11 protein-coding genes are annotated in these 17,038 nt (G+C 57.0%); 9 read left to right on the plus strand and 2 right to left on the minus strand.

The genetic code is table 11. The features are described 5' to 3' along the window. Positions 1 to 77: 77 nt before the first annotated feature. Positions 78 to 1,052 carry a phosphotransferase gene (locus tag AC2FIS_RS15300; RefSeq protein ID WP_496774190.1) on the minus strand — a complete coding sequence of 325 codons (975 nt, stop codon included), beginning with the start codon at positions 1,050 to 1,052 and terminating at the stop codon, positions 78 to 80. 481 nt (positions 1,053 to 1,533) lie between these two features. Between AC2FIS_RS15300 and rplJ the strand changes: the two genes are divergently transcribed. From rplJ to AC2FIS_RS15330, 6 genes are all read left to right on the plus strand, one after another. Further along, positions 1,534 to 2,052 carry a 50S ribosomal protein L10 gene (gene rplJ, locus AC2FIS_RS15305; protein WP_058272482.1) on the plus strand — a complete coding sequence of 173 codons (519 nt, stop codon included), beginning with the start codon at positions 1,534 to 1,536 and terminating at the stop codon, positions 2,050 to 2,052. Between the two features lie 79 nt (positions 2,053 to 2,131). Beyond that, positions 2,132 to 2,506, plus strand: coding sequence for a 50S ribosomal protein L7/L12 (gene rplL / locus AC2FIS_RS15310; protein ID WP_037314964.1), 375 nt, complete (start codon positions 2,132 to 2,134; stop codon positions 2,504 to 2,506). A 252-nt stretch (positions 2,507 to 2,758) separates the two neighbouring features. Continuing rightward, complete coding sequence (gene rpoB / locus AC2FIS_RS15315) at positions 2,759 to 6,892, plus strand: DNA-directed RNA polymerase subunit beta (RefSeq protein WP_496774191.1); 4,134 nt, start codon at positions 2,759 to 2,761, stop codon at positions 6,890 to 6,892. 49 nt (positions 6,893 to 6,941) lie between these two features. Continuing rightward, positions 6,942 to 11,183 carry a DNA-directed RNA polymerase subunit beta' gene (rpoC, locus tag AC2FIS_RS15320; RefSeq protein WP_282153041.1) on the plus strand — a complete coding sequence of 1,414 codons (4,242 nt, stop codon included), beginning with the start codon at positions 6,942 to 6,944 and terminating at the stop codon, positions 11,181 to 11,183. A gap of 81 nt (positions 11,184 to 11,264) precedes the next feature. Then, positions 11,265 to 11,774 carry a macro domain-containing protein gene (locus AC2FIS_RS15325; RefSeq protein ID WP_496774192.1) on the plus strand — a complete coding sequence of 170 codons (510 nt, stop codon included), beginning with the start codon at positions 11,265 to 11,267 and terminating at the stop codon, positions 11,772 to 11,774. 87 nt (positions 11,775 to 11,861) lie between these two features. Further along, positions 11,862 to 12,731 carry a DMT family transporter gene (locus AC2FIS_RS15330; protein ID WP_496774194.1) on the plus strand — a complete coding sequence of 290 codons (870 nt, stop codon included), beginning with the start codon at positions 11,862 to 11,864 and terminating at the stop codon, positions 12,729 to 12,731. Here the strand turns inward: AC2FIS_RS15330 and AC2FIS_RS15335 are convergent. Then, a complete protein-coding gene (locus AC2FIS_RS15335; RefSeq protein WP_496774197.1) occupies positions 12,716 to 13,522 on the minus strand; it encodes a putative rhamnosyl transferase in 807 nt (268 codons plus the stop codon). The two genes, AC2FIS_RS15330 and AC2FIS_RS15335, sit on opposite strands and share 16 nt — an antisense overlap. Positions 13,523 to 13,907: 385 nt before the next feature. Between AC2FIS_RS15335 and rpsL the strand changes: the two genes are divergently transcribed. The 3 genes from rpsL to fusA are packed head-to-tail and all read left to right on the plus strand — an operon-like array spanning position 13,908 to position 16,901. Then, positions 13,908 to 14,279, plus strand: a complete 372-nt coding sequence (gene rpsL, locus AC2FIS_RS15340; RefSeq protein ID WP_005621086.1) for a 30S ribosomal protein S12 — start codon at positions 13,908 to 13,910, stop codon at positions 14,277 to 14,279. 15 nt (positions 14,280 to 14,294) lie between these two features. Beyond that, the gene (rpsG, locus tag AC2FIS_RS15345) at positions 14,295 to 14,765 is read left to right on the plus strand and encodes a 30S ribosomal protein S7 (protein WP_008756926.1); all 471 of its coding nucleotides are present in this window, start codon (positions 14,295 to 14,297) and stop codon (positions 14,763 to 14,765) included. 18 nt (positions 14,766 to 14,783) lie between these two features. Continuing rightward, positions 14,784 to 16,901 (plus strand): elongation factor G, encoded by a 2,118-nt coding sequence (gene fusA / locus AC2FIS_RS15350; protein ID WP_496774195.1) that lies wholly within the window; start codon positions 14,784 to 14,786, stop codon positions 16,899 to 16,901. Positions 16,902 to 17,038 lie beyond the last annotated feature (137 nt).

Consider the following 17,038-nt stretch of genomic DNA (forward strand, 5'->3'; position numbering starts at 1 on the left):
TTCAAGAGTGTGCGGTCAACTAAGATTTTGGCGTTCCCGCTCACAATCCCGTCATTCGGGCTGACCATCCATCCAGCTCAAGGGTGTTGAAACGCGACTTGCAGGCGATCGCCCAGTCGTTGTCGTTTGTCTCTTTCGAATTCGCTGCATTCGTGGTCGTTTCGCCACAAGGCCAGCCAGTCTTTCAACAGCCGTCCGCGGAGACAATAATCCAAAACCTCAACATTGACCGAATGTCGGTAAAGGCGAAAGAACATTTCTTTGTTTCTTTTGAGGATACCGCTTCGGTCTACACCCGATGCACCGCCATTCCGAAAGATATCCGCCTTCAGAAAATCGACGATATCGTAGACCGCCAGCTTGTCTCGGGCTTCGGTGAAATCCAGACCAATCGTTTTCCCTTGTCCCACAATCAGGTTCTGCCCGTGATAATCGCCATGTGAAAACACGCGCAGGTCCTCGGTGCCCTTCAGGCGGGTCCCTTCGGACAGCATCAGGTTCACCATTGTCCGGCTTTGGTTCGCGATTTTGTTGGGAACCGCCGTCATCAGTTCTTTCAGGCTGTCTGTCATCCACCTGGGGCGAAAGGCGTATCGAACAGGCGGGTTGCGACTGTGAAGATCGTTCAGCCACGACCCCGCGCGGCGGTACACCTGGGCGACCTGATCGTCGTCTTTGCTGTTATAGATTAGGTCAACGGCAGTTGGCCGATTGATGTATTCGGTGATCAGAAAAGCACCACCTGGCGAGAGGTAAACGGGCCGGACAACGCGCGAGGTCTCATTGCCCTCAAAAAAACGGTAGAGTTCGACGAGCAGGTCATATTCGTTCCGCAATCGCTCGGTGTCTGGCGATTGCGTGTCGATCTTAAGGGCGAAAGCCTGCGCTGCGGTATGCAGGATCACGACGGATCGCGTGTCGTCGAACGCATGCGATCGGTAGATGCATTCATAGCGGCGGATGGGTTCTTTCAGGAACTGGTTTGAAAACTCGTCGATATACGAGGCGACGCGGGCATTTTCTTCGTCTGAAAGGGGCAGCGTTCCAGCCAACGAGCCAAGTCCTGAGTGTTATTGTCCAGTCCCCGGACAGGATAACAGTGCGATGTCCGTGTCAACGGAAAGTCGATGCTTGGACCTACTTGATCTGGCGTTTGCGCATTGTATTCCGCAAATCCGCGCCTATGTGCACGCCAAGCCTCGAACTGGGTGGAAATCATTTTCGACAGATGCTGTTGCGAACCTGCGGAAACCGCAATTTATCCCTTGGAAACCGGCCCCATCTGCCCTAAGTAGGGCTACGAAGTAAAGCGTGCGATTCGTCGTGCGCTTTATTTTGTTTCGTCCAAGACGGTGGGTGGTGCCATATGGCCCCTTAATTCCCTGCCTGAGACGGGTAAGACCAAAGAATTCTGGGGGGTCCAACCCTCGGGCGCATTTTGGCCAATCCCGTAACAACGGACCTGAACGCCGGAGCGAAAGCTGCGGCTAATATGAGCCGGGGTGAGATATCGCCCCAAACTTGGAGAGAACTGTGGATAGAGCCCAGAAAGAGAAAGTGGTCGAGGAACTCGGCCAAATCTTCGAAAGCTCTGGCGTCGTAGTGGTTTCGCACTACGCCGGTCTGACAGTTGCCGAGATGCAGGACCTTCGCGCACGTGCTCGTGACGCGGGTGGCTCCGTGCGTGTTGCCAAGAACAGGCTCGCCAAAATCGCCCTCGACGGAAAGCCATGTGAAAGCATTGCCGACCTGCTGACGGGTATGACCGTTCTGACCTATTCCGAGGACCCCGTGGCAGCAGCCAAAGTGGCCCAGGATTACGCCAAAGAGAACCAAAAGTTCGAAATTCTTGGCGGTGCAATGGGTGAGAACGCTCTGGATCGTGCCGGCGTCGAAGCCGTGTCCAAAATGCCTTCGCGCGAGGAGCTTATTGCTACTATCGCGGGCATGCTGGGCGCACCTGCTTCGAACATCGCTGGCGCAATTGGCGCACCTGCAAGCAACATCGCAAGCATCCTTTCCACCATCGAAGAGAAGGCGGAAGCTGCGTAAGCGGTTGGCACTGAATGATCTGCGTAGGGTAACTACCCTGACGTTGGAACACACACTGTAAACGGAAAGAGCTGATAAAATGGCTGATCTGAAAGCACTCGCAGAAAGCATCGTGGGTCTGACCCTGCTGGAAGCACAAGAACTGAAAACCATCCTCAAAGACGAATATGGCATCGAGCCCGCAGCAGGCGGCGCAGTTGTCATGGCAGCCGGTGGCGACGCCGGTGGCGCAGCTGAGGAAGAAAAAACCGAATTCGACGTCGTTCTGAAGAACGCCGGCGCTTCGAAAATCAACGTGATCAAAGAAGTTCGCGGCATCACCGGTCTGGGCCTGAAAGAAGCCAAAGAACTGGTCGAAGCTGGCGGCAAGATCAAAGAAGGCGTGTCGAAAGACGAAGCCGAAGAAGTCAAAGGCAAGCTGGAAGCAGCTGGCGCCGAAGTCGAGCTGGCCTAAGCCATTCGACAGGTGCATCGCTGATGCACCGGAAAATTTGGCTGGATCCGGAAAATTCCGGGTCCAGCCGAACCTGTCTTAGAAAGGGCCTCTGATAAATGGGGCGTTTTCTAAGACGCGGTTCGCGGATCGGGAGGCTGCCATTCGGGACGGTGGCCACGAATTGATCCGGACGTGTCGTCTCTAATGTGCAAGGCACCGGGGCCCGACGGTGTCTTTGTCCGCTGAGAACATCGAAAGGTGACATCTGACATGGCTCAAACGTTCCTTGGCCAGAAACGTCTTCGTAAATATTACGGCAAAATCCGCGAAGTGCTGGAGATGCCGAACCTCATTGAGGTCCAGAAATCTTCTTATGATCTATTCCTGCGCTCCGGCGATGCAGATGTGCCCACAGACGGCGAAGGCATCAAAGGCGTGTTCCAATCGGTCTTCCCGATCAAGGATTTCAACGAAACCTCCGTTCTGGAGTTCGTGAAATACGATCTGGAAAAACCCAAATATGACGTCGAAGAGTGCATGCAGCGCGACATGACCTACAGCGCGCCGCTGAAGGTCACTCTGCGTCTGATCGTGTTCGATGTCGATGAGGACACCGGCGCCAAATCCGTCAAAGACATTAAAGAACAGGACGTATTCATGGGCGACATGCCCCTGATGACGCCCAACGGTACGTTCATCGTGAACGGCACCGAGCGTGTGATCGTGTCCCAGATGCACCGTTCGCCCGGCGTGTTCTTTGACCACGACAAGGGCAAGACCCACTCTTCGGGTAAACTGCTCTTTGCTTGCCGCATCATCCCGTATCGCGGCAGCTGGCTGGACTTTGAGTTCGACGCCAAGGACATCGTGTTCGCCCGTATCGACCGTCGCCGCAAACTGCCTGTGACGACCCTGCTGTATGCGCTGGGTCTGGATCAGGAAGCCATCATGGACGCGTACTACGACACCGTGTCCTACAAGCTGGACAAGAAGAAGGGTTGGATCGCTCCGTTCTTCCCGGAACGTGTGCGCGGTACCCGTCCGACTTATGATCTGATTGATGCGAAATCGGGTGAAGTGATTGCTGAAGCAGGCAAGAAGGTCACACCGCGCGCTGTCAAGAAACTGATCGACGAAGGCACTGTCACCAACCTGCTGGTTCCATTCGATCACATCGTTGGAAAATTCGTCGCCAAAGACGTCATCAATGAAGAAACCGGTGCGATCTATGTCGAAGCCGGTGATGAGCTGACGCTGGAATATGACAAGGACGGCGATCTGATCGGCGGCACTGTCAAAGAGCTGGTCGATGCCGGCGTCACCGAGATTCCGGTTCTGGACATCGACAACATCAACGTCGGTCCGTACATGCGCAACACCATGGCGGCAGATAAGAACATGGGCCGGGACACCGCGCTGATGGATATCTACCGTGTTATGCGCCCGGGTGAACCGCCCACCGTCGAAGCGGCCTCGGCCTTGTTCGACACGCTGTTCTTCGACAGCGAGCGCTATGACCTGTCCGCCGTTGGCCGCGTGAAGATGAACATGCGTCTGGCTCTGGATGCGCCGGATACCCTGCGCACCCTGCGCCGCGAAGACATCGTGGCCTGCATCAAGGCGTTGGTGGAGCTGCGCGACGGCAAAGGTGACATCGACGATATCGACCATCTTGGTAACCGTCGTGTCCGTTCGGTCGGTGAACTGATGGAAAACCAGTACCGCGTCGGTCTGCTGCGCATGGAGCGCGCGATCAAAGAGCGTATGTCGTCGGTCGAGATCGACACTGTCATGCCGCAGGACCTGATCAACGCAAAACCGGCTGCTGCTGCTGTTCGTGAATTCTTCGGCTCGTCGCAGTTGTCGCAGTTCATGGACCAGACCAACCCGCTGTCGGAAGTCACCCACAAACGCCGTCTTTCGGCGCTTGGCCCCGGTGGTCTGACACGTGAACGTGCAGGCTTTGAGGTGCGCGACGTACACCCGACCCACTATGGTCGGATGTGCCCGATTGAAACGCCGGAAGGCCCGAACATCGGTCTGATCAACTCGCTGGCCACCTTCGCCCGCGTGAACAAGTATGGCTTCATCGAAACACCGTACCGCGTCGTCAAAGACGCCGAGGTCACTGATGAGGTTCACTACATGTCCGCGACCGAGGAAATGCGTCACACTGTGGCGCAGGCGAACGCGACACTGGATGCGGATGGCAAGTTCATCAACGATCTGGTTTCGACCCGTCAGTCCGGCGACTACACCCTTGCCCCGCGCGAGAATGTGGACCTGATCGACGTCAGCCCGAAACAGTTGGTATCGGTTGCTGCATCGCTGATCCCGTTCCTTGAAAATGACGACGCCAACCGCGCTCTGATGGGTTCGAACATGCAACGTCAGGCGGTTCCGCTGCTGCGGGCCGAGGCGCCGTTGGTCGGCACCGGTATCGAGGAAAAGGTTGCGATCGACTCGGGCGCTGCGATTCAGGCGAAACGTGCCGGTATCATCGACCAGGTCGATGCCCAGCGTATCGTTATTCGTGCTACCGAAGATCTGGAACTGGGCGACGCGGGTGTGGACATCTACCGTCTGCGCAAATTCCAGCGTTCGAACCAGAACACCTGCATCAACCAGCGTCCGCTGGTGAAAGTGGGAGACACTGTCACGAAAGGCGAGGTTGTCGCCGATGGTCCGTCCACCGATATCGGTGAACTGGCACTGGGTAAGAACGTGGTCGTCGCGTTCATGCCGTGGAATGGCTACAACTACGAAGACTCGATCCTGATCAGTGAACGTATTGCGCGTGATGACGTCTTTACCTCGGTCCATATCGAGGAATTCGAAGTCGCCGCCCGTGACACGAAGCTGGGCCCGGAAGAGATCACCCGCGACATCCCGAACGTCGGCGAAGAAGCGCTGCGCAACCTCGACGAGGCTGGCATCGTTTACATCGGCGCGGATGTTGAACCGGGCGATATTCTGGTCGGCAAGATCACTCCGAAGGGCGAAAGCCCGATGACCCCGGAAGAAAAGCTGCTGCGCGCCATCTTTGGTGAAAAAGCATCTGACGTGCGCGATACCTCGTTGCGCGTGAAGCCGGGTGATTACGGTACGGTCGTGGAAGTCCGCGTCTTCAACCGTCACGGTGTGGAAAAAGACGAGCGTGCGCTGCAGATCGAGCGTGAGGAAGTCGAACGTCTGGCCCGTGACCGGGATGACGAGCTGGCGATCCTTGACCGCAACATCTATGCGCGTCTGCAAGGTCTGATCCTGGGTAAAACCGCTGTCAAAGGCCCGAAAGGCGTCAAGGCAGGATCGGTGATCACCGAGGAACTGCTGGACATGCTGACCCGTGGTCAGTGGTGGCAGCTGGCGTTGGAAGACGAGAAGGACGCGCAGATCGTAGAGGCTCTGAACGAGCAGTACGAAGTGCTCAAGCGCGCTCTGGATGCCCGTTTCGAAGACAAGGTCGAAAAAGTCCGTCGTGGTGACGATCTGCCGCCGGGTGTGATGAAGATGGTCAAAGTCTTCATCGCCGTGAAGCGTAAGCTGCAGCCGGGCGACAAGATGGCCGGTCGTCACGGGAACAAAGGTGTGATCTCCAAGGTTGTACCGATGGAAGACATGCCGTTCCTGGCCGATGGTACGCCGGTTGATTTCTGTCTGAACCCACTGGGCGTGCCTTCGCGTATGAACGTTGGTCAGATCCTTGAAACCCACATGGGTTGGGCCGCACGCGGTCTGGGTTTGAACATCGACGACGCTCTGGGTGAATACCGCCGTTCCGGCGACCTGACCCCGGTTCGCGAAGCGATGAAGCTGGCCTATGGCGAGAATGTCTATGAAGAAGGCATTGCCGGCATGGACGAAGGTCACCTGATCGAGGCGGCGGGCAATGTGACCCGTGGTGTTCCGATCGCGACTCCGGTCTTTGACGGTGCCAAAGAGGCTGACGTCAACGATGCGCTGGTGCGTGCGGGCTTCTCGGAAAGCGGTCAGTCGGTTCTGTTCGACGGTCGTACGGGTGAGCAATTCGCGCGTCCTGTGACCGTTGGCATCAAGTACCTGCTGAAACTGCACCACCTTGTGGATGACAAAATCCACGCGCGTTCGACCGGGCCGTACAGCCTGGTTACCCAGCAGCCGCTGGGTGGTAAGGCGCAGTTCGGTGGTCAGCGCTTTGGTGAGATGGAAGTCTGGGCTCTGGAAGCCTACGGCGCCGCCTACACCCTGCAGGAGATGCTCACCGTGAAATCGGATGACGTCGCCGGCCGGACCAAGGTCTATGAGTCGATCGTCAAGGGCGAGGATAACTTTGAAGCGGGCGTACCGGAATCGTTTAACGTTCTGGTTAAAGAAGTCCGTGGCCTCGGCCTGAATATGGAACTCCTGGATGCGGAGGAAGAGTAGGGGCGGCAACGCCCCACACTCATCCCATCCCAATTTGTAAGGACGCAAAATGAACCAGGAAATCACCAATAACCCGTTCAACCCGCTGACGCCGCCGAAAGTCTTTGACGAGATCAAAGTCTCCTTGGCGTCGCCCGAGCGGATTCTGTCTTGGTCCTATGGCGAGATCAAGAAACCCGAAACCATCAACTACCGGACGTTCAAGCCCGAGCGTGACGGTCTGTTCTGCGCGCGTATCTTTGGCCCGATCAAAGATTACGAATGTCTGTGCGGCAAATATAAGCGGATGAAGTATCGCGGCGTTGTCTGCGAGAAATGCGGTGTGGAAGTCACCCTGCAGAAAGTCCGCCGCGAGCGTATGGGCCACATCGAACTGGCAGCACCCGTTGCGCACATCTGGTTCCTGAAATCGCTGCCGTCCCGCATCGGTCTGATGCTGGACATGACGCTGCGCGATCTGGAACGTGTTCTGTACTTTGAAAACTATGTCGTTATCGAGCCCGGTCTGACCGACCTGTCTTATGGCCAGATGCTGACTGAAGAAGAGTTCATGGACGCGCAGGATGCCTATGGCATGGATGCGTTCACCGCGAACATCGGTGCCGAAGCTATCCGTGAGATGTTGGCCCAGATCGATCTGGAAGCCGAAGCCGAGCAGCTGCGCGCTGATCTGGCAGAAGCAACCGGCGAGCTGAAGCCCAAGAAGATCATCAAGCGTCTGAAGGTTGTTGAATCCTTCCTCGAGTCGGGCAACCGGCCTGAGTGGATGGTGATGACCGTGATCCCGGTCATTCCGCCGGAACTGCGTCCGCTGGTTCCGCTGGATGGTGGCCGTTTCGCGACTTCGGATCTGAACGATCTGTATCGCCGCGTCATCAACCGGAACAACCGTCTGAAGCGTCTGATCGAACTGCGCGCACCTGACATCATTGTCCGCAACGAAAAGCGGATGTTGCAGGAATCCGTGGACGCTCTGTTCGACAACGGCCGTCGTGGCCGCGTGATCACCGGTGCCAACAAGCGTCCGCTGAAATCGCTGTCGGACATGCTGAAAGGTAAGCAGGGCCGCTTCCGTCAGAACCTTCTGGGTAAGCGCGTCGACTTCTCGGGCCGTTCGGTCATTGTGACCGGTCCGGAACTCAAGCTGCACCAGTGTGGTCTGCCCAAGAAGATGGCGCTAGAACTGTTCAAGCCGTTCATCTACTCGCGCCTTGAAGCCAAGGGTCTGTCTTCGACCGTGAAGCAGGCGAAGAAGCTGGTCGAAAAAGAACGTCCCGAAGTGTGGGATATCCTCGACGAGGTGATCCGCGAACACCCTGTTATGCTGAACCGTGCGCCGACGCTGCACCGTCTTGGCATTCAGGCGTTTGAGCCGGTTCTGATCGAAGGTAAGGCGATTCAGCTGCACCCGCTGGTCTGCTCGGCCTTCAACGCTGACTTCGACGGTGACCAGATGGCGGTTCACGTGCCCCTCAGCCTTGAGGCGCAACTGGAAGCTCGTGTTCTGATGATGTCGACGAACAACGTTCTGTCGCCTGCAAACGGCGCGCCGATCATCGTTCCGTCGCAGGATATGATCCTGGGTCTGTACTATGTGACGCTGGAACGCGAAGGCATGCCGGGCGAAGGCAAGGTCTTTGGTTCGATCGACGAAGTGCAGCACGCGCTTGATGCAGGCGAAGTTCACCTGCACACCAAGATCACCGCGCGGGTCACGCAGATCGACGATGAAGGCAACGAAGTTCAGAAGCGTTTCGAGACCACGCCTGGTCGTCTGCGTCTGGGTGCCTTGCTGCCGATGAACAACAAGGCACCGTTCGAACTGGTCAACCGTCTGCTGCGGAAGAAAGAAGTGCAGCAGGTGATCGACACCGTCTACCGTTACTGCGGTCAGAAAGAGTCGGTTATCTTCTGTGACCAGATCATGTCGATGGGCTTCAAAGAAGCGTTCAAGGCTGGCATCTCGTTCGGTAAGGACGACATGGTCATCCCTGATGACAAGTGGGGCATCGTTGATGAGACTCGCAGTCAGGTAAAAGACTTTGAACAGCAGTACATGGACGGTCTGATCACGCAGGGCGAAAAGTACAACAAAGTTGTCGATGCCTGGTCGAAGTGTAACGACCGCGTAACCGATGCGATGATGGGCACGATCTCGTCTTCGGATCGGGCAGAGGATGGTTCCGAACAAGAACCAAACTCGGTCTACATGATGGCCCACTCGGGTGCGCGTGGCTCGGTCACTCAGATGAAACAGCTGGGCGGTATGCGTGGTCTGATGGCCAAGCCGAACGGTGACATCATCGAGACGCCGATCATCTCGAACTTTAAAGAAGGCCTGACCGTTCTCGAGTACTTCAACTCGACCCACGGTGCCCGTAAGGGTCTGTCGGATACCGCTCTGAAGACGGCGAACTCGGGTTACCTGACCCGTCGTCTGGTGGACGTGGCGCAGGACTGCATCGTTCGTGAGATCGACTGTGGTACTGAACGTGCGATCACTGCCGAAGCCGCGGTCAACGACGGTGAGGTTGTCGCTTCGCTGGCCGAACGTGTGCTGGGTCGTGTTTCTGCCGATGACGTTCTGCGTCCGGGTACGGAAGAGGTTCTGGTCGCTGCGGGTCAGTTGATCGACGAACGCATGGCCGACACCATTGACGAGGCCGGTGTTGCTTCGATGCGCATCCGCTCGCCTCTGACCTGTGAGTCCGAGGAAGGCGTTTGTGCCACCTGCTATGGTCGTGACCTTGCACGTGGTACGCGGGTCAACACGGGTGAGGCTGTCGGCATCATCGCCGCCCAGTCCATCGGTGAACCTGGTACACAGCTGACGATGCGGACCTTCCACATCGGCGGTGTTGCGCAAGGTGGTCAGCAGTCGTTCCAGGAAGCCAGCCAAGACGGTGTGGTTTCGTTCGAGAACCCGCAGGTTCTGGCCAATTCCGCAGGCGAAATCCTGGTCATGGGCCGGAACATGAAGCTGGTGATCAAAGACGAACACGGCGAGGAACGTGCCAGCCACAAGCTGGGCTACGGCTCTAAGCTGTTCGTCAAGGACGGCGCCAAGGTTGCCCGTGGCGACAAGCTGTACGAGTGGGATCCCTACACTCTGCCGATCATCGCCGAGAAAGCCGGTACCGCGAAGTATGTCGACCTTGTTTCGGGCATTGCTGTCCGCGATGAGACCGACGATGCAACCGGCATGACCCAGAAAATCGTGATCGACTGGCGCGCCGCCCCCAAAGGCAGCGACCTGAAGCCCGAGATCATTCTGGTTGGTGAAGATGGCGAGCCGGTCCGCAACGATGCGGGCAATCCGGTTCACTATCCGATGTCGGTGGATGCGATCCTGTCGATCGAAGACGGTGATAAAATCGAGGCTGGTGAAGTCGTTGCGCGTATCCCGCGTGAAGGCGCCAAGACCAAGGACATCACCGGTGGTCTGCCACGTGTGGCCGAACTGTTCGAAGCCCGTCGTCCGAAAGATCACGCGATCATCGCAGAAGCCGATGGTTACGTGCGCTTTGGCCGCGACTACAAGAACAAGCGCCGCATCAGCATCGAGCCGGCGGATGAGTCGATGGAAACGATCGAGTATATGGTGCCCAAGGGCAAGCATATCCCGGTTGCGGAAGGCGACTTCATCCAGAAGGGTGAATACCTGATGGATGGTAACCCGGCTCCGCATGACATCCTGTCCATCATGGGTGTCGAAGCGCTGGCGGATTACATGATCGACGAGGTGCAGGATGTTTACCGTCTGCAAGGCGTTAAGATCAACGACAAGCACATCGAGGTCATCGTGCGCCAGATGCTGCAGAAGTGGGAGATCCTGGATTCAGGTGACACCACCCTGCTGAAAGGTGAACATGTCGACAAGCAGGAGTTTGACGCAGCCAACGAGAAAACTCTCTCGCGCGGCGGCCGTCCGGCTCAGGGCGAACCGATCCTTCTGGGGATCACCAAAGCCTCGCTGCAGACACGTTCGTTCATCTCGGCCGCGTCGTTCCAGGAAACCACCCGCGTGCTGACCGAAGCCTCGGTTCAGGGCAAGAAGGACAAGCTGGTTGGCCTGAAAGAGAACGTCATCGTTGGTCGTCTGATCCCAGCCGGTACCGGTGGGGCCACTCAGGCCGTGCGCCAGGTTGCGCAAGGCCGCGACAACGTCGTGATCGAAGCCCGCCGGGAAGAGGCCGAAGCGGCCGCTGCCCTCGCTGCGCCGGTCATGGATGACGATATGGTCGGTGATGAGCTGGACGTTCTGGTGGAAACACCGGAAAGCCGCGAGTAACTTACTCATCATAGAAATACGGAAAGGCCCTGCGATTTCGCAGGGCCTTTTCTTTTGCCCTTGGTGTGCTTTCGTCCAATCGTGATACAACTGAATAGTCTCGAAGACAGCGACCCACTGACCAAGGGATGCATGATGCCTACAATCAAGGGTGATTTGATACAGCTTGCACTGAATGGTGAGTTTGATGTCATCATCCACGGTTGCAATTGCTTCCATGCGATGGGGGCCGGGATAGCACGGGCGATTGCGGCGGAATTCCCCGATGCGCTTGAGGCCGACAAGCAGACGGAACTTGGGTCCCGATCGAAACTCGGAACGATTTCTTCGGTCCAGATCAAGCGGGGCACGACCGAATTCGTAGTGGTTAATGCCTATACCCAGTTTCATTGGGAGGGGCCGGGGCCGCTTGTGGAATATGAGGCGATCTCGGGTTGTTTTTCGAAGATTGCACGCGCATTCCCCGCATCGCGGATCGGCTATCCGATGATTGGTGCAGGTCTGGCCGGCGGTGATTGGGCAGAGATCGCGCCACGCATCGACGCAGCTCTTGCGGGTATGGACCACACGTTGGTGATCTTGCCTGGCTGATCAGCAGGCCTGACGTTGCATATTGACATCGTTCATCGGCTTACGGCCAATGGGCCAAGTTTCATTAAAGTATTGGAATCCGCCACTATGACCCCGAATGTGAAGGGCGCGGTGCTGATGATGGGCAGCATGGCCGCCTTTACCGTGAATGATGCTTTGATCAAAGTTGCGGGGGCAGACTTGCCGCTGTTTCAGATGGTTGCGATGCGTGGACTCTTGGCGACATTATTGGTGTTTCTGATGGCGCGTCATCTTGGGGCACTGCACCTGAACTTTCCGCGCCACGACAAGTGGCTTGTTGCTGCACGCTGCTTGGCCGAGTTGTCGGCCACATTCTTCTTTCTGACAGCGCTTTTGCATATGCCGCTGGCGAATGTTACGGCCGTTCTTCAGGCGTTGCCACTTACTGTGACGTTGGGCGCTGTACTGTTTTTTGGTGAGCATATCGGCTGGCGCCGCATTCTAGCGATCGGGATGGGATTTGCTGGAATGTTGCTGATCGTACGGCCGGGGCCTGATGGGTTCAGTATTTACGCGATTTACGCTCTGATTGCCGTGGCATCCGTCACCGCGCGCGACCTGATTACCAGGCGTATGTCCACCCATGTTCCGTCCTTGACGGTCACATTGGCGACGTCGGTTTCCATTACAGTGGCCGCAGGGGTCGCAACTGCAGTCACAGGGTGGGAGCCGGTAGCGCCGGGCGCAGGCATAATGGTGGCGTCAGCTGCGGTCTTTGTTCTAACCGGATATCTTTGCAGCGTCATGGTAATGCGCGAAGGCGACGTCGGTTTTATCGCGCCGGTCCGGTATTCCAGCCTGATCTGGGCTTTGGGGCTGGGTTGGGTAATTTTTGGCGATTGGCCCGATACGATCACAATGTTGGGCGCTGTTCTGGTCGTGGGTGCGGGGCTTTTCACGCTGTTCCGGGAACGTCAGTCTCAACCTGCCAAGTGAGCCCGCCGCACCTTGTCCTGTTCAATGGCAAATCGCGCAATGAACTCGCCTTCTTGTTCCGGTGTCAGTGGGGACAGTTCGGTCTTGTTGGCGCGGGCATGGGGGGAGTCGTTGAAGTTGTTCAACGTACGTACCCACATGGGCGCGTCGGGATAGCTGATCACGGGCATGAAACGACCGATCTTATGGTGCGTGAAACTCATGATCGTGTGTTTGCAGCCGCCGGCAATATACATCCCCAACCCAACGCCCAAAAGGGATCGGAACACCGGGAGGGCTTGAGTGCCATCCGGTCCAAACCGCGCCAGAAACCCGCTGTTGAAATCCAGCCCGACCGTCCGGCTATTCCGGGTCAGTCCTTTGGCGTCAATCGCCGCAAGGCGCAGGCGTTCGACAAAGTCGACCGAGACGGCATCATCGTCATCATGCCGGAACTGGAGACATGGCAGATCCGGGTCGGTGCGGGCGCTGTGCAGAACCTCTTTGACGACAGGGCGATGCCGAGCTGGCGTACGCTTGACGATGCGGATCTGCCTGATGCCCGAGGTGAGATCATACAGCCGGTCCATGGACTTTTTGGGAAGGCATTCACCGACTAGCACCACCAGTTCAAAGTCCTCGTCCGTCTGTTCCCGAAAACCGGGCAGGGTGGTGGTTTCGAACAGACGAAACCGTTCTTCCAGCCGCTCTGGGTCATACAGGTATTGACGACGCTCTTCGACAGTTTCGTGTTCTACCTGATAACCGCCGATCGCGGGGTAGGAAAAGCGGCACAGGCCAATGACTTGCATGTTTCGTCCATCGAAAAGTTTCGCGGCCACTATGCAGAACTCCGCAATTGCCGGCAACGGGCGAGTAGCACTGGAAGCTGCAGCTAAGTCTTGGTAAAACGCCGTCAATCGGCTTGTCGGGTATGTGCTGTTGACACTCGGGCCGACTCCCCATATACGCGCGTCATCTCGGTGCCGGGGGCCGCCCCACAACCGATTCCAGTAATGAACTGGTCAAGGCCCGGACACTTTTATCGTTCGCGCCCTCTGATAACAAACCGCGACGTTCACCTCGGAATGGGAACGCTCGCGGGTTTTGCGCTTGTGGACGCACGAACGCAGCAAGTTTAGCCGCACGCAATGCGCGTGCATGTCATGTGTGTTGCAAAACGGGGAAGAAACCGGAATGCCAACTATTCAACAGCTGATCCGCAAGCCGCGTCAGCCCAAAGTAAAACGCTCGAAGTCCATGCACCTAGAGCAGTGCCCGCAGAAACGCGGCGTCTGTACTCGTGTGTATACGACCACACCGAAAAAGCCGAACTCGGCTATGCGTAAGGTTGCCAAAGTGCGCCTGACCAACGGGTTCGAGGTCATCTCGTACATCCCCGGTGAAAGCCACAACCTGCAGGAACACTCGGTTGTTCTGATCCGTGGCGGCCGTGTAAAAGACCTTCCCGGTGTCCGTTACCACATCCTGCGTGGTGTTCTGGATACCCAGGGCGTCAAAGACCGTAAGCAACGTCGTTCGAAATACGGCGCGAAGCGTCCCAAGTAAGAAGGAGAGGCTGATATGTCACGTCGTCACGCCGCCGAAAAACGCGAAGTCCTGCCTGACGCCAAATTTGGCGACAAGGTACTGACCAAATTCATGAACAACCTGATGATCGACGGCAAGAAGTCGGTCGCAGAGCGCATCGTTTACAACGCATTTGACCGCGTTGAAGGCAAGATCAAGCGCGCTCCTGTCGAAGTGTTCCACGAAGCGCTCGACAACATCAAACCGTCGGTCGAGGTTCGCTCGCGCCGGGTTGGTGGTGCAACCTATCAGGTTCCGGTCGAAGTGCGCCCTGAGCGCCGCGAAGCACTGGCCATCCGCTGGCTGATCACTGCTGCGCGTGGCCGTAACGAAAACACCATGGAAGAGCGCCTTGCGGGCGAACTGCTGGACGCCGTACAGTCCCGCGGTACTGCCGTGAAAAAGCGCGAAGACACCCACAAGATGGCCGAGGCGAACAAAGCCTTCAGCCACTACCGTTGGTAATTCCAGAGGCTTATCAAAATGGCACGCGAATATACACTCAACCATTACCGTAACTTCGGTATTATGGCGCATATCGATGCAGGTAAAACGACCTGTTCGGAACGCATCCTGTATTACACCGGCAAATCCCACAACATCGGTGAGGTGCACGATGGTGCAGCCACCATGGACTGGATGGAGCAGGAGCAGGAACGCGGCATCACCATCACTTCGGCTGCGACCACCACGTTTTGGGAACGCACCGAAGACGGTGAAACTGCTGACTCGCCCAAGCACCGCCTGAACATCATCGACACCCCCGGCCACGTTGACTTCACCATCGAAGTTGAACGTTCGCTGGCGGTTCTCGACGGTGCCGTTTGCGTTCTGGACGCAAACGCCGGCGTTGAGCCCCAGACCGAAACCGTGTGGCGTCAGGCTGACCGCTACAAGGTTCCGCGTATGGTGTTCGTCAACAAGATGGACAAGATCGGCGCGGACTTCTTCAACTGCGTTGCAATGATCGAAGACCGTACCGGCGCACGTGCTGTTCCGGTTGGTATTCCAATCGGCGCAGAAACCGAGCTGGAAGGCCTGATCGACCTGGTGACCATGGAAGAATGGCTGTGGCAGGGCGAAGACCTGGGCGCAAGCTGGGTCAAAGCACCGATCCGTGACAGCCTGAAAGACATGGCTGACGAATGGCGCGGTAAAATGGTCGAAGCGGCCGTCGAAATGGACGACGACGCGATGATGGAATACCTGGAAGGCAATGAGCCCGACGTTCCGACCCTGCGCGCCCTGCTGCGCAAAGGTACTCTGGAAATCGCGTTTGTTCCGGTTCTGGGTGGTTCGGCGTTCAAGAACAAAGGCGTTCAGCCGCTGTTGAATGCTGTGATCGACTATCTGCCCAGCCCGCTGGACGTTGTCGATTACATGGGCTTCAAACCCGGTGACGAAGAAGAAACCCGTAACATTGCTCGCCGCGCGGATGATGAGATGGCGTTCTCGGGTCTGGCGTTCAAAATCATGAACGACCCCTTTGTTGGCTCGCTGACCTTTACCCGCATCTACTCGGGTACTCTGGCCAAGGGCGACACGCTTCTGAACTCGACCAAGGGTAAGAAAGAGCGTATCGGCCGGATGATGATGATGCACTCGAATGATCGTGAGGAAATCACGGAAGCATTCGCAGGCGACATTATCGCGCTGGCAGGTCTGAAAGACACCACCACGGGCGACACTCTGTGTTCGACCGGCGATCCGGTGGTTCTGGAAACGATGACCTTCCCCGATCCGGTGATCGAGATCGCGGTTGAGCCGAAAACCAAGGCTGACCAGGAAAAGATGAGCCAGGGTCTGGGCCGTTTGGCTGCAGAAGACCCGTCCTTCCGTGTGGAAACTGACATTGAAAGCGGTCAGACCATCATGAAGGGCATGGGAGAACTTCACCTGGACATCCTGATTGACCGTCTCAAGCGTGAATTCAAGGTTGAAGCGAACATTGGTGCGCCGCAGGTGGCCTATCGCGAAACCATCGGTCACGAAGCCGAGATCGTTTACACCCACAAGAAACAGTCGGGTGGTTCGGGTCAGTTCGCCGAGGTGAAGATGATCATCTCGCCGACAGAGCCGGGTGAAGGCTATTCGTTCGAATCCCGCGTTGTTGGTGGTTCGGTACCCAAGGAATATATCCCGGGTGTCGAAAAAGGCATCAGATCCGTCATGGATAGCGGCCCACTGGCTGGCTTCCCCGTGATCGACTTCAAAGTTGCCCTGATCGAAGGTAAATACCACGACGTGGACTCCTCGGTTCTGGCGTTTGAAATCGCGGCTCGTATGGGTATGCGTGAAGGCATGCGCAAAGCCGGTGCGAAACTGCTTGAGCCGATCATGAAGGTCGAAGTGATCACCCCGGAAGAGTACACCGGCGGCATCATCGGCGACCTGACATCACGTCGGGGACAGGTTTCCGGTCAGGAAAACCGTGGCAACGCCATCGCGATCGACGCGTTCGTTCCGCTGGCCAACATGTTCGGCTACATCAACACTCTGCGTTCGATGTCGTCGGGCCGTGCCCAGTTCACCATGCAGTTCGATCACTACGATCCGGTTCCGCAGAACATCTCGGACGAGATCCAGGCGAAATACGCATAAGCGAAGATTTGAGGGAGCTCTGTTCAGGGGCTCCCTTCATTACCGAAAAAGGAGGCCATCATGGCAAAGGAAAAGTTTGAGCGTAATAAGCCGCACGTCAACATCGGCACGATTGGCCACGTTGACCACGGCAAGAC

The sequence above is a fragment of the Ruegeria sp. CDSB113 genome, assembly GCF_059611045.1.